Source organism: Nocardia aobensis NBRC 100429 (assembly GCF_000308375.1).
Lineage (GTDB): Bacteria > Actinomycetota > Actinomycetes > Mycobacteriales > Mycobacteriaceae > Nocardia > Nocardia aobensis.
Genome location: NZ_BAFQ01000167.1, coordinates 97092 through 120634, shown reverse-complemented (window position 1 = coordinate 120634; position 23543 = coordinate 97092). Strand labels below are relative to the sequence as shown.

The 23543-nt window shown below is 66.8% G+C and carries 2 protein-coding genes (1 of these 2 only partly in view); both read right to left on the bottom strand.

What is annotated here, in order from left to right:
• Nucleotides 1-2 precede the first annotated feature (2 nt).
• Nucleotides 3-248 carry a DUF2630 family protein gene (locus tag RJ03_RS22285; RefSeq protein ID WP_036505506.1) on the bottom strand — a complete coding sequence of 82 codons (246 nt, stop codon included), beginning with the start codon at nucleotides 246-248 and terminating at the stop codon, nucleotides 3-5.
• An 89-nt stretch (nucleotides 249-337) separates the two neighbouring features.
• Nucleotides 338-23543: the 3' portion of an MFS transporter gene (locus RJ03_RS22280; RefSeq protein WP_157163478.1), read on the bottom strand. The gene runs 14327 nt beyond the window's last position; only the last 23206 of its 37533 coding nucleotides appear in the window; its start codon lies off the right edge, out of view; its stop codon occupies nucleotides 338-340.

The window sequence follows — 23543 nt, the reverse complement described above, 5'->3', positions numbered from 1 at the left end:
CGTTACTGCAGGTACCCTTCGACCTGCTTCACGGGGTTGGCCTGGGCTTCGTCGGGGTTGCCGCCCTGCTCGATGCGGGCCCGCCGCTGCCGCAGCAGATCCCAGCACTGATCGAGCATCACCTCGAGATCGGCCAGCTTGGCCCGTTCGGTCTCGGGATCGAGTTCCCCGCTGGTGGCCTTGGACCGCAGCTGATGCTCCTGCTTCACCAGGTCCTGGATATGAGCAAGGATGTCCTGTTCGGTCATGAGGCCATGGTACGGCGCGGGGGCGGTACCGGCCCGGGCACGGCAGTCTGCGGTGGCCGGTTTCAGGAGAGCGAACCGGCGAGGGGTATCTATGCGTGGAGGTCCGGGTCGGTGAGGTCGGCGCGGTTCTTGTGATTCTGTGGGGCCGCCTTGCCGGAACTCCACGGCGTCGCTCGCGAGGCGGAAATGGCTGGGGTGTGTCCTGGCGCGGGGGCACTCGGTTCGTGCAGGCCTCGGCTTCTGGCGAAGGCAAGGCCGTGGGGGTCGGAGGCGAGCCAAGCCTCGACGACGGGCCGGAGATTGGATTCGTGGTGCCGGTAGATGTTGTCGATCAGCCAGCGCCCTGCCTCGGGACCCAGTGCCTCCGCGCCGTCTCCGAACTCACGCTTGTACGCCTCACGCGCGGCGGCGGCGAACATTTCGGTGGTCACGTAGGAGCCGTAGGTTCCTTCGTAGTTGTATTCCTTGGTCGGCGGCGCACAAATATGGCCGAAAAATTGTTTGCGCCAGATGTTCTCGAACCATGGCAGGTCGAGTTCCGATGCCCCCACCTGTTCGAGGGCTGCTCCGGTCGTGCTGGCGATCGGGGCTCCGGCCGGCTGCATGTGCACCGCCAGATCCAGCAGGGACAGCGTCAGGTCCGCAACGGTCTTGTCGCCTCGGGATGTGGTTGCGACGCGCAGCGTTTCGATCAGATGTGCCGGCATGGGCCGGCGCGTTCGGTGGTGTTTGGCGTAGTTGGCAAACACGAGTGGGTGGTCGCGGAACATTTCCATGACTTTTCCGGGCCCCTCGCCGAAGTGGCGTGGAATGCGGGTACCGGTGCGCTCGAGCACGCTGTCACCGAACACGATGTTGATCACATGCCCGAACTCGTGGAACAAGAGGCGGACCTGATCCCACTCGACAGAATCGGGCTTGCCCGCGGCCGGTTTGGCATGGTTCATCGAAAGAACTATTACCGGGACCTGTCCGGTGGGTTCGTATTTCGCGATCAATTGCTCGGTCCAGGCGCCGCCGCGTTTTCCGGGCCGGGCGAAAAGATCCAGCATGAGCAGGCCGAGTGTCTTGCCCTGGGCATCGACCGCCTCGAATGCCTGGATGTCGGGATGGTGGGTGCGGATGTCCGGACGAGGACGAAAATCGAGGTCGAACAGTTTCTTCGCAGTGAAGAACAAGCCATCGTGAACGATCCCGTGGTTGTCTTCGGAAGTCATGCCCAAATACAAGTGATCGCGCACGTCGCCGGCGGCCGTGGCGGCCGACGGGACCGACGCCGCTGCGGATCGCGATCGCGCGTTGTAGTAGTCGGACGGTTCGAGTTGTTTTCGACCCGTCTTCGCTGCCGCGTCGCGGTACTCCTGTGCGGCCGTCGCAGCGGCCAGGGGCGCGACATTCAATATCAATTCCAGTGATCGTGCCGGACTGATTGGCTCGTTGACACTGGCGTATTCGGCGAAATTGGGATAACCCAGCAGTTGGGCCTTTTCGGCCCGCAGGGCGAAGATCCGGTCGGCGATCCTGGTGTTGTCGAATTCGCCGCCGACGCACAGCGTCGTCGTCGCCTGGTGTAGGCGACGTCGGGTATCGGGGTCGGTCAGCCTGTCGATGACGAGTTGCCGGCTGCCGCTGCGGTTGCCGGCGAGCTTCAACAGGTAGCCGGACCGTCCCCGTGCCTCGGCAACGGCTCGAGCTCTGGCAATTTCACTTTCCGACAATCCGTCGAGTGCCGCCACATCATCGAAGTGCAGCGCGGCCTGTTCGGTTGCCTCGCGCTGGTTGCGGACGTAGGTGTCGTACAACTCGATCAACTCGTCCTCGATCGCGACCAGCCGGTCCCGGTCCGCGTCGGACAGAACTCGCCGCTCCGGGGTCGAATCACGATGGATCCGTTCCACATGCTCCGCCTGCCCAGGCGTCAACTCGAGTTCGTTGCGTCGGAGACGGTCGTGCAGATCTCGAATTCTGTCACGGAATTTCTCGTTCGATCGGAGCTCGCGCAGGTGCCGGTTCGCCCATTTCGCCAGTTCCGGCAAAATCGCGTCCATCTCGGAATCGGCGGTGGCGACGACTTTCGAGATCGTATTGACCAGAGCATAGGTGTGACCCAATTCAGCGTAGGGTCGCACGGTGTTCTCGAACGTTGCCGCCTCCGGATTCGCGACGATCGCCGCCATCGCCCGTTGATCGTCCCTCTTCGCTTGTTCGACTGCCTCCCAGATGTGCGCCACGGTGATCCGATCGAGCGGCGGCAGGCCGAACGGCTGGTCTGCGGCGGTGAGCAGTGGGTTCGTGCTCTCTCCCGCACCGGCCCGCGCATTCGCGTCGTGCGGTGTATCCGGCGCCTCGTACGATCGCCCGTCCGGCCGATGATGGAAACCCATCGCCCACATCGGTTCTGCGGGAACATGTTCGACCGGCCGGCGGTCCACGCCGCGGACCGGACGATCGAGGATCGTCGGATCGAACTCGGGGGCGAAGAGGGTCACCGGGCCACGGCGCTCTCCGGTCGGCGCGGCGGGCTTGGGGCCTTCCGGGGCGCTGCGCGCCGCGCCGGTACCGGTCGCATCGATGATGTTGGCGAGGAACGGGACGCGGGCGACCGCCGCGGCCGGATGGCGACGCAGGACGGTTTCGCGCACGGTCCGGATGTATCCCTCGGTTTCCGGATGATCGCGGCGCCGCAGGTAGTGGCCGAAGTCGTAGTCACCACCCAGCAACTCGTGCGTTGTCTCCGCGAAGAGCCGCAGCCTTTCGTTCGCGGGTGTGGACGGACGGGTTCGGCGCAGTTGTGTGCGCAGGGCGTCGTCGAGGATCTCGGGAGCGGCATCGGGTGGGGCGGCCAGCACATCCGCGACGATGGATGTGAACCACTGGGCAATTCGCCCCTCCGCCGATGTCGTGCCATGGAATCCGTCGCGCAACCGCATGGCGTGACGCAGCTGATACGGCTCGATCCAGTGGTTCAGGAAGCGGTCGTAGACCGGGCGGCAGGCGATCATCGGAAGCAGACTGTCGCCCGCGTATCGCGCTCGGAAGTACGCCGGTGTCTGCCGGTCCAGGGCTCGGCAACCCGGATAGTTCAATCCGTAGACACCGTCGCGGGGAATCGCATCGAAATGCCGGAACTCTCCCGGCCGCAAGTGTTTTCGGGTCATGTCACGATCGACTTGCAGGATCGGTCGTGCCGCGATCATCGTAAGGTAGGGATACTGCGGAAGCTCGTCCAGCGACAGGTCCCGCTGCGCGCGGCCGATGGCGCTGGCATGTGCCGCGGTGTCGGGTCCGCTGGGTTGCTCCGGTTCACCTCCCCACATCGTCCCGTATTTGTAGATGGGCAGCATCTCGCCTGGCGTGCGGGGCCGGGACTGTTCGAGGAGCAACCTGCGGCCGCTCGTATTGGGAAGGCCGAGAGCCGCTTCCGCCTCCAGCGCGGCAGCGGAGAATGCCGCGAGCACACTCAGCCGGGGCCCGCGTTCGGCCAGCCAGTTCAACTGCCAATCCCAGTAGTCGGGGCTGTCGATCCACGCCGGGCCGTGCTGCTCGCCCGCCGCGATGCGCAGCAGATCATCGACATAGTCGAAGCTCGGGCCGAAACCGAGTAGTTCCGTGGCGAGCCGGTCGGGTTGGGGTGCGTATGCGGTCGCGGACGACGGCCGGCTCCCGATTCGAGGTTCGGGCGGGGTCGAGTCGCGTCGTTCGGCCTCGGCGGCGGGTGTGTCCCGGCCGCCATGCGTGTCCTGGGCGTGCGCGATCACCTTGTCCAGCAGAGCCAGGGCTCCTCGGTGCCAGTCGGGGCAGTCGTATTTCTCGCAGAATGATCGCAGCGCCTGGATGTTGCGCTTATATCTTTCCAGTTCGGGCTTGCTTCGTCGGTTGGCTACCCACTCATACGGGTCGGGCGCACGATGGAAATCGACGGCAGACACCAAGCTCTGAGAGAACGGGCTCGAGCTCGGGTCGATGGGGCTTCGGAAGGCAAAAGCATGATCGAGGCCGACCAGGTGGTCACCGTCGCGCAGAACGTTCTCGATCCGGTCCCAGTTGCTGATCACCAGGTCGAGCAGACCCAATTGCTCCGCGTCGGGGTGGCCTCGCAATGCCTCCAAGGCGCCGATCCCGCTGGGGTCGTCGGCGGTGCACCCGATCACGTCACCCGGAAGCCACGGCATCCGCACGGTCCGGTCGTCGCCATCCACTGGTATGACCGGCGGTACCGGTGCGTCCATGGCGTAGGCGAACGCGGAAGCCACGATCTCGGCGGTGCGCTGTTCCCGTGAGAACAGCGTCTTTTCGACCACCCGTAGGCCGTCAGGATAAACGAGCAGCTCCGTAACGCTGTTCTGGGTGAACCACTCCGCGGGAGTTATTCGGGCAGGCGGCCCGGAGCGTTCGGCCTGGGCCAGTCGTGCGGCGAAGTCCGCAGCGGACATCATTCGTGGCCGTGCGCCGAGCATCGATGATTCACCGCCGTGCTCGACATGGTGCCCGACCTCTTGCCGACCGTCCTCGGCGATGCTCGAGGTCGGCGCGGCCTGAGGGAGCGCGTATTTCCGACTCGCGCTATCTTTTTCAGTCGTTCGTGCCGGGGGCAGGTCTGTTGATTCGGCAGCCGGAGGCGGGCCCAGTTCTCGGACGGGTCGGCCCGCGAATGCGGGCATTTCGGGGAGGATGAATTCAAGGTGGGCGTTACCGTACAGCATGCAGACGGCCTTGCCGTTTGCCATGTGGCGTGAAAATGTTTGGGCGGCATGGAGTTGGCGGCGTTGGTGCGTGGCTGCGGCGACGTGCTGAACTTTGCTGATCACAGGTGCGCCGGTCAGCATATCCACGGTTTCTGTGAGCAGCCAGGCGAGGTCGTCTTCGCGGAAGGTGCGGGGGAATCCGTGCTGGCTGTAGTCGCGCGCCATGAGCCTTGCGAATTCGGCGTGGGGGTCGTCGATTCCCTGGAGGAGGTGGCGATTGAGTTCGATGGCGTTGTGTAAGTGTTCCTCGATATCTGGGCGGAAGCCTTCCTGCGCGCGGATTCCCTGAGGCATCTGCCTCAGGACGTAGTAGAGGAAGAGGCTTTCCTGGACGGTTCCGTCATTGAACAGCGCGGCAAGTGTGGTGTCCCGATGGATTCTTTCGCTGATCTGGTCTATCACTCCCCGAGCGGCTGCGGTTTGGTCTTCTTCGGCGGTTTCGATGTCGATGCCGTGTTCGTGGGCGAGAAAGGCGAGCACCGCCATTTCGCCGCGTTGGGTGGACAGGGATTCTTTGATCGTGCCGGCGTACGGCGCGATGCGACCCTCGGTCAGGATGACGCGGGGTTGGCCGTCGGTGCGTTCAACCCATTCGTGAAGCATCGAAATGAGCGCTTTGGACTGAGGGTATTCAGGCTCGGTGTAATGCTCGGTTCCGATCAGCAGACTGCTGTCCGACCACACCGCTCGGTGTGGGGTGGCCGGCACGTGCTGTTCGGTGATGGGCTGCCCGGGAACGTCGTTGTTCGTCTCCTCGGATCGGGGCGCTGAGCCGATTTCGCCGGTCGATTCAGCGGGGGGCGTCCTGCGTGCGCGACCCTGCCGGAATCCTCCGGTCCACGGCAGGGTGCGCGGGTCCACGGGTGCCGGTACATCCGGGCGCGCGGGTGTTTTCCACGGTGATGTTTCCACGGCACCCGGCGCCGCGTCGCCTCGTCCCGAGTGGTCCGGTCCGGCGATCAGCACCACGGTGACGTTGTCGCGGCTACCGGCCTCGACGGCAGCGGTGGCAAATCCTTCCGCGGCGGCGAGGAGATTCCCCGAGTTCCGCGTGAGTTGCCCCCGGACCTGGTCCGCGATCGCATCCGGCGAGCCGATCTTCTTGATCGGACCGTCGGAAACGAGCGCGACCACGCCGCGGCCGGTCATTCGGTGGGCGGTCGGATTCGGTTCGCGCCATTCGTATTTCATGCCGAGGCCACGGGTGAGCGACGACGCGTGCGGCATGCGTGCGGCCTCTTCCGCACTCAGGCCCATCCGGTCCATATAACTCTGCAGAGCCGAGTCGTCGGTGGTCAGCTGGATCGCGGGCCCGCCGTCCAGTGGAATCCAGTAGGCCCGGGAGTCGCCGGCGCGTTCGGTGAAGACCTGGGTCCCGGTGACCAGTGACAGCACGATCGTGCTCACCGGTGGTAGATCGCAGCCGGGAAACTCCCGCGTGATCAGGTCCAGCACGGCGTCCTGGGCCGCCTGGGTCGCCTTCGCCAGCACGGTCGCCGGATCCCAGGTCTGGCCCGCCGCGACGGCAGCGGCCTCCTGTTCCAGGACCGCACATGCCGCGGCCGAACCGACGGCAGCGGCACGGTCGCTGCGGGTCGCCTCCCCGGAGGTGCCGTCACAGACTGCGGCAAGTGTCACTCGTTCACCGTTGATCACCGCGGTCGCGATGGCGAAGTCGTCCTGATTCGTTTTCCGGCGACCGACGTCGGTGACACCGGCCGCGTGCACGAGGTCCGCCTCCTTGTGCGGCGCCGGAGGCGGCAGGCCGAGCCACGGCTGTCGCTCCAAGGCCCCCAATAGCTCGCGGACCTGGCGATCGGCCTGGCGATACTCGTCGACAGCCTGAGCAACTCGCTGTTCCTGCGCCGAAATGTTCGCCGAGTTGTTCCGGTCCAGCACGGCCATCAGCCAGTGCCGCGCCGCGCCGGCATAGGAGATCAGTGCTTCGACGCGGGGAGTGGCGGGCACCGATCGCGGGTTCTGCGCGAGATTCCACAGCTCGTAGGCTGCGGTCCAGGCGTGCCGTATCTGCTGGACCTCGGCGGCCGGCGCCGAATCGGATTCCAGCCGAGCCGATTCCGCTGCGAGGCCCTCGATGGTCTGTGCGAGCTCGGCGATGTCGACGCCGTCGAGCAATGCCGGGTCCCGACCCCACGGTGACGCATTCGCCGGTGCGGCATCCACTTTCGTCGCATGGAAGGCGAGGGCCTCGGTGGCGGCCCGATATCTGTCGGTCGCTTCGGCGAGGTGGTGTTGTCGTGCGGTGGCACTGTGCGCGACCTGCCCGGCGGGGAGATCGTCGCCGAGATCGGTCTGCGCGACCTGCAGCCAGCGGTCCACCGCCCGGGCAAATGTCTCCAACTCGGTGCGGTGATCCGGCATGACCGGTGCTGCACCTGGCATCAGCTTGTCCAGCTGGGCGAGGATGGCGGCGAGTTGTGCGCGCAGCGGATCGTCGGCCTCACGGATTTCTTCGGTGATCGCGGCATGGATCCGCGGCAGCCACGACTGCGACTCGGACCGGCCGGCGGGCTGGTCGGGCGACGGCCGGCCGCCGATTCGCGGACGGACGGCGCTGATATTCTCGCCTCCCCGCGGATCGTCGGCGAATACCAGCCAGGGATTGCCCAGCTGTCCGGGGAGCACGGCGGGAGCCCGATCATGGTCCAGGTCCCCGAGCCGGTAGAACCTTTCCTCGCCACGCGCAGCGGAGCCACGTCGCTGCGGGCGAACACTGCCGGCTCTGCCCTGTGGGGTGGTCTCGTCGGCCGGTCGGCCGGCGGCGCGCGGAGCCGGAAGTCGGGTGCGTACAGCCAGCCCGCCATTCACGTCGATCAATTGTCGAAGCGTGGCGCGACAGGAAGCACAGTCCTGCAGATGGGTGTTCACCCGGTTTTCGGCGCGCTTGCTACGCAGCGGTCCCCGTACCCACGCTCCGAGCTGCTCGACAGTGCCGCGGCATGTTTCGTTCGGTACCTGTGGAAGCTGCGCCTGCAGGTATGCCGCTCGCAGTTCCTCCATTGCCCGGTGTCGTGCCACAGTCGCGGCATTGGCGGAGGGCGCGCCGATGAGCCCCGCCAGTTCTGTCGCCGGCAACTCGATGTTGTGCAGGATCAGCCGTGCGCGTTCGGTCAGTGTGGCCAGCGCCTGTCCGAGGAGGTCTCGGTCCAGGCTTTCGAGCGCCGTATCGACGGAGTGGATCGGACCGTCGTAACGAGTCATGTCGTCGCTCAACGCGACTCGCTCGGTGTACGAGACATTCATCGCGGCCGCGCGGTTACGCAGCGCTGTCAGCACATATGCCCGGAACGCGGAGTCCGGCCCGGAACCCTTCACCAGGGCGGCGAGCGTTGCCTCGAAGGCGTGCGACACCAGTTCCTCCGCGTCCGCATGCCGGAAGCGGCTTCGCGCGTATCGCCGAACGGCGTCGATATGTCGTTCGAACAGCGCGCCGAAGGCGTGCACGTCGCCGTTGCGCACCGCGGCTGTCAGTTCGACATCCCCGCGCGTGTCGGCCGTGGCGGCGGACGTCGTGGCGTGTCGCGGTCCAGGGATCACGATGCGCGCGAGCGAGGGTGAGGCGGCAGGTTGCTGCCGCTGACCGACCTCGGAATCGGCGGAGGTGTTCACCTCGGAGCCGCTGGGCTCGGCCCGGCCCAGCCGGGTGGACGGTGAGGGAGCGCGTTCCTTCGTCGATGCCGCAGGGTCCTCGGTCGGCTCGTCGTCGGCGCGGCCGATGCGTGTGGCGGGGGCGGTGCCGTGAGCCCATTCGGTGCCGGTCGAGCTCGTGGTGTCGATCGGGTTTTCGGGCCGGCCGTCGGTTCCGTAGGTGATGGCGAAGAAGCTCGCGCCGTTCCGGTTTCGCAGGTCCGCCAGGCGTTGATGTGCGGCGTCGCCGTGCAGGTTGTGCTCGACCGCCGTACCGTCCGGCCCCGGCACCACTTCGTGTAGCCAGAGTTCGCCGTCCTCGTCTGTGGTGAGGCTGATGAGGTGTCCGTCTATACGGTCTTCGGCCGCGTTCGGATTCTGCACGAGCAGCAGGGCCAGATCGGTCGGCTGCTCGGAATTCGCTATGCGCGAGACGAATTCGCTGTCCGGAGTCACCTTTTCCCACTTGCCGTGGGCGTACTGGGCGAGTTCCTTCGGGTGGAATCCGCGGTATTCGAGGATGGTGACGGTGTCTTCGTCGGGTAGCTCGATCGGCGTGCGTCCGGTGAAGCGCTGTCGCGCGAAGGTCAGCTCTGCCAGGCCGCAGCGCGCCGGTGTGGTGGATTCCCCGGGTGCTCGCGCGGATTCGAGCGCGGCCCGCACTTCGGCGTCGACATCCGTCTCGACGGTCGAGGGCGCTTGTCGTCCCAGTTGGCGTCCGGGCATCCCACCGGTGGGGAAGGTCACCGTGTAGGTGCCGTCCGGGACGGCGGGCCGGCCTGCCGGATCCACCAGCAATGTGCCGTCGACGGCCCGGAAGTGCGCTCGGCCGAGTTGTGCTCGTGGGTCTTGTTCGGCGGCGAGTTGGGTCGGGACTTGGTGGTGGATCGGTGGAGCCGGTGTTTCGTACATGCCCCCCAGTGATGCGGCCAGGAACCTCGCCCTGTCCAGTACCAGCGATCCGGCGGTGATGGTGCTCATGGCCGCCGTCATTCCGATCGCGGTGGGTGTCGCTCCTTGGTTGGCGATGAGCGTGCCGCCGACGAGACCGGCCAGGGAGTAGGCGGCGATTCGGCTGAGGTTGAGGAAGGAGACCGCGCGGCCGAGCCGATCCTCGGGCACGTTTCGGCTGAAGTAGGCGTTGGTGTGCACGTTGGTGGCTCCCAGGGCCACCCAGCCCGCCGCGTAACCGGCGCCGCCGATGTAGGGGTCGTTCGTGAACGCGGTGATCAAGGCGCCGGCCGCCATGCCGGTCAAACCGATGTACTTCGCGGCCAGCAGTTTGCGGATGTCGACCTTGCTCAACCATCGTTTGGGCAAGGAATTGCCGATAATGCCGCCGATCGACGGCAGGATGAATGCGGCGGAGGTCTGGGCGCCGGAAAGTCCGGCCGCGGTCAGCGAGTGGATGAAAAAGAAATGTTGGGCGCCCAGATATCCGTTGGTGACGACGAGATTCCAGGTGTAGTTGCGCAGGATCTTGTCCTGGTGCAACGCTTCGAAACCGGGTACGAACACCTCGCGCAATCGACCTCGAAGCGATTGCGGCTCAGTCTTTTTGGGCGTGGGCGGCATCGTGCGAACCCTCTGCAGCCCCGCCACGTTGACGCCCGAGGCCACCGAGTCGAGTCCGAAGACCATCCACGGTTGCAACGCCCCCGCGAGACTGTTGCCGATGGTCCGGGAGAGGTTTGTCACGAAGGAGTTGTACTGGCTGAGTCCCTCCTGCAACCGTTTGTCGGTTCCGATGATTGCGCGGTTCACCCGGGATGCGCTCGGCGAGTACAGCGTGTCGGCGGCGGTGTTCACAAGATTCGCGCCGATCAGGAGCGGAACCGTGTACGGCGTATGGAATCCGGATGTGGCCGCGGCTACGGCGGAGGCGCCGAACATGGCCCACTTGGCCCTCCGCATCATTTCGGTGGGTTCTACGGTGTCGGCGAGGTAGCCCATGAAGGGGGACAGAACGAACCTCGGCACATCCGACAGCCCTGCGACGATGGCCGCGGTTTGCGGATCGATTCCCATCATCATCAAAGTCAGGGCGTTCTGGGAAGCCGAGGTTCCTATCTCGGCTACCAGTTGACCGGAGAAGAGGGTTCGCGCCTCGGCACTGTTGCGGACCAGGCGCAGCAGCGATCCGTTCGCTTGGGCAGCGGCTGCCATCCGCTCGGCCGTGGCGGAGTCGGGATTCGGCTGCTCGCCCTTCCGGCGTGCGGGGTTGGCGTGGCCCTCGTCGCCGACCCGCGGATCGTCGGCGAAGACGATGGTGGGGTCCTTGCTCAGGTGTGCGACGAGTCCGGTGCGGTCGGTCGTACCGCGGGGCAGGTCGAGGGCATCCTCGATCTCGGGGATCTGTCCGGCAGCACTCGGTGCTCCCGCCGCGGACCTGCGCAGAAATTCCGCGGTGGGAGCTGTCTCGGAATCGGATGTGGGAACGGGTGAACCTACGCGGTCGCGCGCCGCTCGCAGCGCGTCACTCCCGAAGTCGTCCTTGCGGCCCGGCGCTTTCGCGGGACTCGCACCGTTACCGGCGGCGCGCCGGGCTCGCTGCTCTTCCAGTAGGGCCGCGGCCCGGCGTTCCGAGGAATCCCCGACCTTCTTGCGGGCGCGGGCCAATGCGCGCCGTACCTCGCGTACGACCATGCCCGTCTCGGTCGCGATTTCGGAATAGGTCAACCCGCGGCCGACCAGTCGCAGCACTGTTGCTTCCTCGGCGGACAACCGGTTTCCCGTGGTTCGGCCACCGCCCGGTGGGGCGGCCGGGCCGGACGCGGTTTCGGCGAGCCTGGTCAGTTCCTCCTCGTCGAATGCGTCGAGCGCGCCGACGATCCGAGGCATGGCCGTGACCAGACTGGGTGATTCGATGCGGGGCAGTGAACGCTCGACGTGTTCGTCGACGGTACGAATCGAGATCGACAGCTTGTCCGCGATCTCCCGTCTGCTGAGTCCACGAGACAGATACGCGAGCACGACGATCTGGCGCGGGGTCAGTACCTCCCGGAGATCGGTCAGTGGCGCTTGCACGGAAACGAGCCCGCGGCGTGCGCCTTCGGCGGCGATCAGATAGCGCTTGGTGGGAATTCCGAGCGCCGACGCCAAGTCCCGGATATAGGTCGACGCCTTGCCCGTGTCCGGCAACGCCTCGGTGATCTCCGGATCGGTCCACCCCTGGGAGATCCATAGCAGCACCTTCCGGTGATCGGAACTTACCGGCACGCCGAAGGCGCGAGCCTCGTCGCCGAGGGGCGGGTCGGCTGTGAACACCATTGCCGGGTCGTTCTTTCGGCCCGCGCTTGTGATCGGCGCCGGCTTTGCACCGATCGCGCCCGGGTCCGGTCGCTCGGCATTCGGCTCCGCCGCGATCGTGGCTCCGGAATCGGACTGCGGTCCGGCGGGGACTTGGGTGGTCGAACCATCGATCACCTCGATGCGGTAATCGTCGAGAGTCCGCCCGTTCTCGTCTTCGATCCGGATGGCCTCCAGGGCGGCCTGGACCGCGGAGTCGACGCCGATTGTGAAGTGCCACTTGATCTGTGGTGGGCTGCCATCCACCCAGTAATCGCGATTCGAATATGCGATGCGGAGTTGCTTGCGTGCCTGTGCCTCGAGCCTGCTCTGGCGCTGCCGCTGCCACTCGAGGGTGTAATTCTTTGCCTCGTGCCAGATTCGGCCTCCGTCGGTCGAGACGTCGACTTCGCTCTCCAAACGACCGCCATCCAGCGTTTCGGCATGGACGGGAGTGCCCAGCGCGTGGATTCCGTCGAGCTGTTCGGCCAACGCGACCTCGCCTTTGGCCCCGCCGAGCTGCGCGAGGTCGCTGCTCATGATCTCCTTCAGCATGCGGGGGGTGATCGGGACCCCACTCGCGAGCCAAGCGTCGACCGCGGTGGACAGCTGTTCGACCTCGGCGAGTCCGGTCAGGAAACCCGCCGGCCACCGTGCCGCGTCCGCATCTGCCACATGCGGAATCCGCGCTGATACAGCCGTTCGGCGGGCTGCAAGTTCTTCGAATTCGGCTCGTATGCCGCGCAACCGGTCCTGGAGTTCGCGTCGCCGCCCCTGCGACAGGGGCATGTGATTGCGCCGGTAGATGTCGGCCAGCAGCTCTGCCAGGTCGCTTTCGCTCCGCTCGGCCCTTCTGCGGGTCTTGTCGAGCCACTGGGTCGTAATCTTCGCAGCGGTATCCGCGACCAAGGCGCGGGCCTTCTGTGTCCGTACAAAAGAATCGGCTGACAGCTGGGCCAGCACGCCCGCGACGTTTTCCGGGAAGCCGAGGTCTGTCGCAGAGTTGTGCTTGTTCAGCTGGTGATCGCGGTATATGGACGCGGTGGCCGACTGCAGGTATTCACTGAATATGTTGAGAACGGCCAGGTTTGCCTGTTCGGCCACCGTGGTCTCGGAACTGGAGTTCGCGAGGTCGGAGAGTATCGTCGCCAAGGTGGTCGGCAATCGACTGGGATCACGAGCGAGGTCCTCGGCTGTGGGGCCGGTATACGACGGCGCCGGCATCGCTCGGCCAGAGGATGCGAGAACTTCGAGCGCCCGAAAAAGCATGAGGCCATCGAGCCACTGGATGGTCTGTGCTACGGCTTCACTACTTCTCGAATTCTGCGATCGACCGTTCTTGGTGTTTTTTCGGTGCTGCTGCTCGTAGCGGCGGACGATGGCCTGTTTGACCTGCGCTGCGGTCGTCGGATCGATGCCGCTCTCCTCGACGCGGGCCAATGTGTCTCGGAGTTCATGCGGTCTGGAGCCGACCGACCCGACACCCGGTGTGTCCCCCGGCGGTGTGCTGAAAGCGAAAGGGCCTTCCGCGGACTGTCCTCGCTTCGTCCACGGTGACGGGACCATCACAGCCCCGTCGGCGCGGTTCGCGCTCCCGCGGGGGAGGTCGAGCGCGTCGTCCGGGGATGCTGGGTAGCTCCTGGGCGGAGTTCGGTATTCGACCCAGACGGTCTTGCCGTGCCGGGTCACATCGGTCCCGACGGCGAAAGCCTTGTCTCGCACGATCCGCGCGCCCCGCCCGTGCTCGCCATCGGCACGGCTCCCCAGTTCGTCGGGGTCGGTCCGGGCGGAGTCCAGCGCCGCCAGGTCGATATCGGCCAGGAACGCGTCGATGTCGTCGAGGTCGATGGTGGGTGAGGGAGCGACCTCGTCGGCTGCATCGACGTCGCTCTCGATGCGCCACTTCGGCAAGCCGAGTGAGGTGTCGGTGATGCCGATCCGCACGCGGGTGTCGTCCGCCTCGACGGTGACCTCCGCCCCACCTTGTTTCGCGTACTGCGCGGAGTTCCCCAGCAATTCCGACAGGGCGAGCACCGCGGCATCGATTGTCGTCTGGGGCAGCCGCGTGTTGTACGACAGGAATCGGCCGACATCCCTGCGAGCCCGCGCCACGCCCTGCCGAACCTGCCCGCGCTCGAACCTCATCCGCACCGCGGGTTCGGTCGACGCCGGTACCGACTGGGCCTGCCCGGCAGTGAACCATCGGGTGCGCGACCCGTTGGTGTGTATCTGGAAGCCCCACCGGCCGGACTTGTCCAACAGCGCGGTGACCTTACCCGCCTCGGTCGTCGTCACCTCCCCGGTCGTCTCATCCGGCTCATCACGCACCGGCAAGATCCGGCTATGGTCGAGTACCTCGACCCGCACGCTGTCGGTTCCCTCCGGCCGTACCCGGACTGCGACCGGACCCTCCGCAGTGCGAACCAGAGCATCGAGAATTTCCTCGGCCGCGGCGATATCGCCTTCGGCCGTGAGCAATTCACGGACGCTCGGGCGCGCTCCCGCCAGGCCTGGCGAATCCGTGGCAGGCGGTGTCGGCCGGGCCAGGCCGAGGAAGCGTGCGGCGGCATCGACGAGATCTGCGATCTCTCGCGGCGCGTTTGCGCGCGTGGCCAGTCGCCGAAGTTCGTGTAGCTTGTCGTCGCTGTCGGCGGCGCGCCAACCGGGGGCCAATTGATCTTGCCCGAGGATGGTGGGGAGATCTGCTTCGAGTTGGCGGGTATCCGCGTCCAATCGGGCGAGTTCTTCCGCGGTGGCTCCGTCGCTCATTGCGCGCTGGGCGCGGTACTCACGGTCGAGAGCTCGTCCCAGCCAGCCGGGAAGTTTCTCGGCTCGGATCCCGGGCCAGTCCTCGTCGTCGAGGAGGCGCAACTCCATTTGCACCTGATCGAGGACCTGTAGCAGCGCGCCTCGCAGTTCCACCGTGCGCGGGTCCACGCCGAGTAGCCTTGCGAGATCCACACGCGCACGCTCGGTTTCGCTCCGTTGCTGTTCGCTCTCGATCTCGCGGTCGGACAGACGGTGTGGATTCCGTTCCGCCGGAACACCGTCCGAGCCCACGCCGTCCTGGGGCTCATCGGGTTGGTTGGGGAAAAAGCCGCCGCCGTGTCGGAAGTCTTGCGGGCCGTCGTCTGCGGGCGCGCGGCCGATGCGGCTGGTCGGACCGGCCTCGGCGTCGACGTCCGTCTCGAGTGGCGAGGGCCCTTCTCGCTTCCGCCGCCATCGCTTACCGTGCGGCCGCGGCGCGATGGGGTATTCGGCGCGTTCGGCGGCCTCGGGTCGGCCGACGAGTACCCATCCCAGATTGTCGAGGCTGCGGCCCGGCACCTGTTCGGTCTCATCGGCCCAGAGATAGTAGGAGGCGTGCGGCTTCACCAGGAAGCGGTGGGCCGGCCCCGGGCGTTGCGCGGCGTACCGGCCACGGACCGGCACGTCGGTGGTGAGCAGGGTGGCGCCGAAGATCGCCGCCGCCGGGCTCGTGCCCAGTCCCACGCGCCCCTTCCGGCCCGGTTTGTGGGTACCCAGATTGGCTACGGGATCGGCCTTTTCGCTCGAGACGTACACCGGCACCCCGAACTCATCGGCATGCGTCATCCGACGGCCCACGCCCGGGGAACCGGTGAGAATCACCTGATCGAACTCGCCTGCCAGCCGCCTATCCTGCGCCGCGTAGCACAGGGTGGTCGAGCCGTAGCTGTGGCCGATGGCGTTGCGCAGCCGCGGCACGGGCACGCCGGCTGGTTGCTCGGCGTAGAACTCGCGGGTGGCGTTGAATGCGGTGATGTCGCGGGCCACGATGTCGCCGCCGACTTCGGCCATCTGCGGTGAGGCGACGGACAGATCGACCGGGCAGTGATAGCCGATATCGACGATCGCGGCGACCGAGGAACCGTTCCCGCGCAGCGTGGTGATCTCGTAGAGACTCTGCCCATACTCCGCGCGGTGGTGCAGTTTCCGCGCCGTCGAACCCAGACCGTTGGTCATCCGGTTCACGATTTCGGCGCGGTCGGCGTTGCCGATGGACAGGATCACGCGGCCGTTGCCGTCGTGCGCCGTGGCGTCGTAAGCGAGCAGTTGTACCGGCGGGTGTCCGGTCAGGCGCGTGGTATCGGCCTCGATGTCGCGCAGGTGCCGCCGGGTGGCGAGTAGGTTGCGCAGTTCCTCGAATTCGGCTCTGGTGAGTGTCGGGTTGGGAATTCTCGCCTGCAGATCGGTACCGGCGCGGCGCAACAAGGCACGGGCGCGCGCGATCCCCGCGGCGCCCTCGACGACGGCATGCGTGGCGACTTCGGGTCGCCGTTGCAGGAACCGCCGGATATCACGGGCGATCGAGAGCCGATTCGCCTTGTCCCGCACCGTGAACGGAACACCGTCGGCGTTGCCGATCGCGTGCGGGTGAACCCGCAGCAGCGCGTACTGCTGATCGGAGAGCCCGAGTTCGGCCTGGAGCGGCGGCAGGTCCGGGCGGTCGGGGAGGCCGCTGCTCATCGCATGCCACCACTGGGCGACCTTGCCGGCGTGGGCGCGGGAGGCGCCGACGACGTCGGTGGCGTCGACTGCTTGCAGCAGTGTGCGTTCGTCCGCGTCGGGACCGAAGTACCCCTGTAGTCCGATCAGCGCCTCCTCGGCGAGGCTCTTCTCGGAAGGGGTGGGATCGGTGTCGGCCGGCAGGGGATCCGGTGTGACGGCGGAGTTCGTCTGCGAGGCATTCGCGGTTGTGTTCCGTGTCGGCCTTGCGCCGATCGCATCAGTGTCCGGTCGCCCGGTATCCGGCACCTCCTCGGTTGACGACATGGCTGTTGGGTCGGTGCTGCCGGGCGAGAGGGTGGGCTCGGTGATTTTCCGGATCTTGCGCCGGGCTCGGCCGAGGTGGTCCTCCACGGTATGGGGGGCGATACCCAGCTGAGCGGCGATCTCTCGCTTCGATAGACCCCGCTCCGACAACGCGAGGACCTCGCTCTCGCGGTTCGACAAGCCCGCCCGGCGCGCTACCTCCGAGGGCTCCGCGACCGGGGAGGCGGTCCTTCGCGACGGGGTGTTCGCGGCGCGGGAAGCCGAGGACGTGTCGTCGAGCAGTCCCGAGCGGCGGGCGATCTCGACGAGCTCGGCACGACCTTCCCCGTGGAGTTCGCGGGCCACATCAGCCACTCGAGACTTCACCGAGTCCACCGAAATGCCCAACTCGGAAGCGATCTCCCGATAAGTCAGGTCCCGTGCGAGCAGACGGACGAGTCTGCGTTGGTCCGGCGTCAGGCGGAGACCCACGAGCGATCGGGTGGACGGTCTGCCTGTCCAGTTGTCGAGGATCGGCCAAGGTTGGCGACCGGTCGGCTTCATCGGCAGAGAAACCGTGGCTCCGTGGCGTTCGGCCAGCAGAATGACGAAATCCCGTGCAGTCGACCATAGTTCGAGTGTTACGGTCATCGGATCCGTGGGAATGTCGCGTGGCGCCGCCGAATCGCGCCGCGTCGGCCAGAACCTGTCGAGCCGCAACTGTCGATTGAGGGGGAGTTCGGCGCGTAAGTGGCGCACTTCGTCGGTGGAGACCTTCGCCAACACCTGCGCGAGCGCGCCGTCACCGGACAAGCCGGCGCCGCGCAACACGAAATCTCCTAAGCGACGAAGGAATTCGGCGGCGGGGCGGTGTTCGGCGATCACATTGCGTGCGACGAAATCAACCCATTCCGCCACGGTCCGGTCACCCTTTTCGGCACCACGTGTCGCCCGTGCGCACACTTCCGCGACGATCACCGGTCCCGAAGCGGCCCCGACGGTTCTGGTAGCCAGGTCGAGAATTCTGTCGGCGAAGTGGGTTCGGAGTGTCTCGGCGGTGATGGGCCAGCCGTCTCTGGGGGTGACGGTCGGTCGACCCCTGACGACGGCGAGATATCCCTCGTCGCGTAGTTGCCGGTACGCCTCTCGGACCGTGGACGCCTGTATCTTCTCAGGGTCCAGCCGTTGCATCAGCAGACGGGCCGAGGGCAGCGCCCGGCCGGCGGCTACGTCGCCCGACAGGATCGCGTGACGCAGCCGATGCACGAGCGTCCGACGCCACTGTGGCTGACCGGCTTCGCGGCCCGCGGTAGCTTGCTCGACCATCCGGAGAATGTCGGTTATGGCCCGAATATCGGCGCTGCTTGAATCAGGCAGCGCGGCAACGAGTTCCGGCTTCGTATACGTGGCAATGACCGCGTCCTCTCGGGAGTGGACCCCGAGTTTGACGAAAATCCGGTTGCGATAGGTCACGGCCGTTTGCCGGGTCGTGTTCAGCTCGGCAGCGATCTGACCGTCGGTGCGACCGGAGATGATCAGGCTGAGGGTCCGAAGCTCCTGTGCACTGAGGGGTACGGCGGTGCCACGAACGCGGGAGTGGGAGGGCCAGTCGTCGGCATTGACATCCAGCCATCCCGCGCGAATGGCGGCGGCCACCATCCCGGCGCGGTCGCCGATTCCGATCCTGCGCCCGAGGGCCCGTACGCGCTTGGTCACCGCGTCCTTTCCCACGGGCACACCGCGTAGGGCGGTGAGCGTCTCGGCGATCGCGCGGTTCGACAATCCGGTGGCTACGAGGAACAGCAAGGTGCGCTCGTCGGGGGATACGGGGGGAGTCCGCGCGGGTAGTGCCGGAAGTTCGGGGATATCCAGCAATCCGCGGCGGACCGCCTCGGGCACCATCGACACGCGCTTCGGCACGTCGAGGGTCCGCAGGAGCTTTGAGTAGGTTCTGCGCCCCGTTTCTCGCGACCAGCCGGTCTGTTCGAGGACTCCCGACCATGACACGCCACGGGCGGTCAGCCTCAGGAGCGTCTGTTGCCGTTCGCGCCAGTGATCGCTTACCGCCGAAGTCTGGTTCGGGGCCAGTAATCCGGCCAGCCGACGAAGGGCACCGGCCTCCGCCGCCCGCACGATGTGGGGCGTCACCGTCGAGGCCTCCCAGCCCCGCGCGTTCAACTCCTCCGCTGTTTCGGTGGGCGCCAAACCCTCTTCGTACCGCAGCTTCAGGACGCGCCGCTGAATCGGGCTCAGCGCGCGGAATTGCTCGTCGAACTGTGATGGTGTGGCACGAGAGATTGATTCGGCGAGCGGGTCCGAGTCTTCGCCATGCTCGAGTTCTCGGTACGCGGTGGCGAGTTCGTCGCGCAATCGGCTGGTTTCCGCTGCCCGAATCGCCGCTGCCGTGTCGGGCTGTGTCCCATCGGCATCGCCGCGCATCTCCGATTCGTACTGCGCGGCGGCGCGCACCAGATCCTCCGGCATCGGGTAGTCGAGCCAGCGTGCGGCGATGAGGATGATTCGTTGATCGGCGGTGATATCGGCGGCCGGTCGGCGCAGTACCTGACTGACCTTCGACTGCGAGGTTCCGGCGACCTTCGCGACGTCTTTCTGAGCCGCTTTTCCGGTGAATCCCGCTGCTTGCAGGTCGCGGTATCGGGCAGCGGCAGCGGCCAATTCCGGATTCGCGAGTTCGCCGGCGCGGGAGTCGCCGAAGCGGGCGGTCGCGAAGTAGTGCGTCAGCGCATCGACGAGGGCGGCGGCATGCGCCGAGTTCGACACGTGGGCCAATCGTCGCAATTCACGCAGGGGATCGTCGGCATCCGGGATCGCGAGCGGTGCCGTGGGGTCGGATCCGAACATCCGGTCCAGGCGCCGAGACAGCGCGTCGGCTTTCGTGACGAACGCCCGCCGAAGTTCTTCGAGTCGGTCCTGCTGGTCCGGCGACAGCACATCGGTGGTCGCGGACTTCCTGGTCGCCGCCTCGGCTCGGCGGTGCAGGTCGAGCGCCTCCGAGATCCAGGCGATCAGCTCGGAGGTGTCCACCGCCACCAGAACGTCGTCGGACGCTTCGGCGATGCGCTGTCGGATGGCATCCACGGCCGAGCGCACCGCTCCCGCCAGCACGACATGCACCGGCGCCGAGAGCAATTCGGCCAGAACATGCCGAGCCGCCGACGCCGTCGATCGGTCGACGGTGCGAAGGGTTGACGCGGCCTCGTCCGGTCGCCCCTCGGGATTCTCCGGTTGGACCGGTTGTGGATCGTTCCGACCGTCCTGTGCCCACGATTGCGCCGGAGTGTCCTCGGCTGATTCGTCCTCGGTGGCAGAAATTTCGGACGCGGTCGCGTCGAGTCGGCGGTAGGTGGGGTTGGGGCGCCAGAACTGCCGCAATCGGCCCGCCTGGGCCGCGAAATCGCGCTGCCAGATTTCGGCGGGAATCTCGAAGCAGCCCACGACGCGGTCGCTGCGCAGGCCTCCCGGCCAGTGCACGGAGACGACGTCGCCGTTCTCGTCCACCACTCCGAACCCACCGGGCGCGTCGATGACGTAGATCCGGTGGACGACGGTCCACTGCGAGGTCGCGGCGTCCATCATCACCGACTCGCCGTAGTCGCCGGCTCGATTCACCCGCACCGTCGTGTAGACGACCTTGCCATCGCGCTGGGAGAGCGGGACGAATCCGTCCGCCGACGGAACGGACAAGGGCCGCGTGTCGCCCCGGAACAACAGCCCCCCGCCGGCGCGCCAGCCCGAGCGGACATAATCTTCCGCGATCGCGCCCCACCTCCGGCGAATGGTCTCGAGGTCGATCTCCGTATCGGCGGCAGACGCGAGCAGCACGTCGTCCGGCACCTGATCGACCGGCTGCCAGTGCACCGGTGTCGACCGGCTGTCGAGGATCCATTGCAGCACCTGATCGACGTCGAGCGGAGTCGGCGCGGCGTCGGACGGCCGGTGTCCGATCGGACCTTCGGCCGCATTCGTCCCAGGATCGGTCGGCACCCCCCGATGCGCTTGTCCGGCAACGGGCTTCGATCCCACCACGGGGCCCGTTCGGCCGATGGCCTGCAGATGCGACACGGTCCGCTCGAGAATCCGGCGGGTGGGACTGTCGTCCGCGAGTTCGTCGGCCAGTGTCACGGCCGACGTCGGGTCTTCGATGAGCGTGCGCCGCAGCCGATGCAGCGGCGCCAGAATGGCTTTGATCTCCGTGTCCGCGGTGAACCGGTTGAGCAGTGCTATACCTGCGTCGAATGCGGCCGACAGGCGGTTGTGTGCGGTCGTGGATTGGCCGAGCGAGAGCTCGTACGCGGCGACCGTGATCAAGGTGCGCAGATAATCCGCACCGGCCGCAGCGAAATCGCCACGTGGATCCGCCAAACTCGCGCGGGTGAACTCCCGTTCGAGCCCGGGGAGCCCTCGGAGCGCCTCGGTGATTCGCCCGGGATTGACGATATAGATCGGCTCCGCTTCGGCGGCGGACTTCGATGCGCGTTTCCGGGCCGGTGTCGGCGCCGGTGCCGGTGTTTCCACCGGTGGGCGATCGAGCGCGCCGGGAGTCATCGGCACAGCCTCGGTGTCGCTGCGGTCGCGGAGTCCGGACGGGATCCGCCGCACCGCGACCTCGTCCGCGTCGACGTCGTCCACTTGTGTCCGGGGCTCGGCCGGAAGTTCGGCCTGTACACCGCGGGCGGCCGCGATCGCCGATCCAAGATGGCGGGCAGCCGACCACAGCGCCTGTGGGGCGGCGGCAAGAGGATCGGCATGCGCCTGCCCACCGCCGCGGCGGCCAGAGGTGAAGGCGGCGATGAGGCGATCGCGGCGATGGGGCGGCAATGTGTCGAGCGCCCGCCGTACATCGGTCAACCGCACGTCGTTCCACGCCTGCACCATCGGATCCGATTCCGTCAGACGCGCGCCGTTGACGAGCAGTTCCCGGATGCGCCACCACATGTGGGCGAATCCGCGTTGTTGCGACAGCACGTTGTTGGCGACGAGCTCCACCCACGCGGCCAGGCTTCGATCTTCGATCTGGGCGATCCGGCCGACAACAGCGGCGCAGATCTCGTCGAACACGCCGGGTATGGCCTGCAGTCCGAAACGTGTGGAGACTGTGCGAAGTTCGGTATCGAACTCCGCGCGGACGAGTGCGGCCGCTCGATCTTGCGCCCCCTCATCGATGTGCGCCCTGATCCGTTCGAGGAGCCGCGCCGAATCGGAACGCGCTGTACCGCTGCCTGTTTCAGTGACCGACGCCCACGGCGTAGTGGCCGGCGTCGCGTCTTTGCGCTGCCACGGGGTGGCCCCGATCGCCGTGGCATCGCTGTTTTCGCCGAAGTCGACGGCGGCCGGATCGGTCCCGGGGTGGGAGTTACCGCCGCGGCGCCACGGTGAGCCGGGTGCCCGATCGGTGCCGGAACCCTGTTGCGGCGCAGGCTTTCGAGCGGGACGCCCGGGGCGCGAGCCGATCGGCCCGTCGGTTGGTGAAGCGGCGTCGGTGAGTAGTGCGTGCGCCCAGGCCGTCACGATCGGAACGTCTCCGGGCAGCGGGGTCATCGCTCCGGCATCGACGTCGGCCGACGGCAGATCGTGAAATCTGGCGTACTGCCGTGCGGCGATCCGGTCGGCGACGACGCCCGTGACGGCGGTTGCGAGGAGGCGGCCGGTATCGGCATCTATTTCGTCGACGGCCTGGGCGAGATGCTCAGCGATAATCGCGTGGAACCGTTCGCGCAGCGGCCCGGTCGCGGGCAATTCCAAGTGCAGCACTCGCGTCTCGTCCCCGTGCGCAGCAAGAACGGTGAGACAGGTACCCAATGCGGCCTCCAGCCGCGGTCGCAGTTCATCATCGACCCTGTCCGGCACCGCCGCTCGAAGAGAGGTTCGCAGGCGCTCGATAGCCGCAGCGCAGGCGGCCTCGAAACCGGTCTCCTTGTCGGAGAACAGCTCCTGAAATGCCCCGAGGACCACGCCGGCGCGCTGCTGAACCATGTCCAGCGACATCCTGGCGTAGCCATAACGCGCGGCGACCGAGATCATTTCGGTCAACATCCGTTCTCGCTCGACAGGTTTCGCCGCCTCGATCGTGCCGCTTTCCGCCGATGGCGACTGCGGTCGCGTGACGGCGACGGGCCTCACCTCCGGCGACGCGGTACCGATACGGAGGAGGTCGGCGAGATCACGCCGTAGGCGCGTTACCACAGCCCTGTCTCCGGTAACGGCCCAATTCGCCAGCAGGCCTTGGATCGCAGCCGCCAGAGCGCGCAGATTCTCGGCGGACATGGTCGGCTCGTCGAGTACCTCGGCCAGAGTGGCGGCAATCGATTTCGTGGCGGTCATGGCGCGCGCAGCGCGCTGAACCAGGTCGAGGCCGGATCTTTCTACCAGTACGACCCGTGCGGTGCCCGGTCGAGCGGTCAGGGCACTCACATAGGTGTGCGCCACGGTCGCTATACGGGCGGTGTGGTCGGGCGCCCGCGCGAAACTCACTTCGTCGACGATCAGTTGCCGCAGATCCTCCAGCGCCGCCTTGTGCGCCGCGGCGAATGCGTCGTAGGTGCGCGGAAAGTTTTCGTCGAACTCCTCCGGAGCGACTTCCGCGCGGCGGCAGATTTCGTCGACTGTCGTCGCGGCGAATCCCTGCTCGGCTACCGTCGCCACCGTTGCCCCCAGGATGCGGGCCCGCGAATCATCGTGCCGCGCAGGTCTTGTCCAAGGCGCGAACAACCACTCGTCAGGATCCGCCGTGGCGAGGCGGATCGACAGTGGCTCCCAGGACGGCGCGAATTCGATGCCCTTGCGACCGATGATCGCACTGCGCACGGCGGGATCGGTTTCC

Excerpts from the sequence above, each read along its gene's own strand:
- RJ03_RS22285 (WP_036505506.1), bottom strand. The coding sequence starts at position 248 with ATGACCGAACAGGACATCCTTGCTCATATCCAGGACCTGGTGAAGCAG.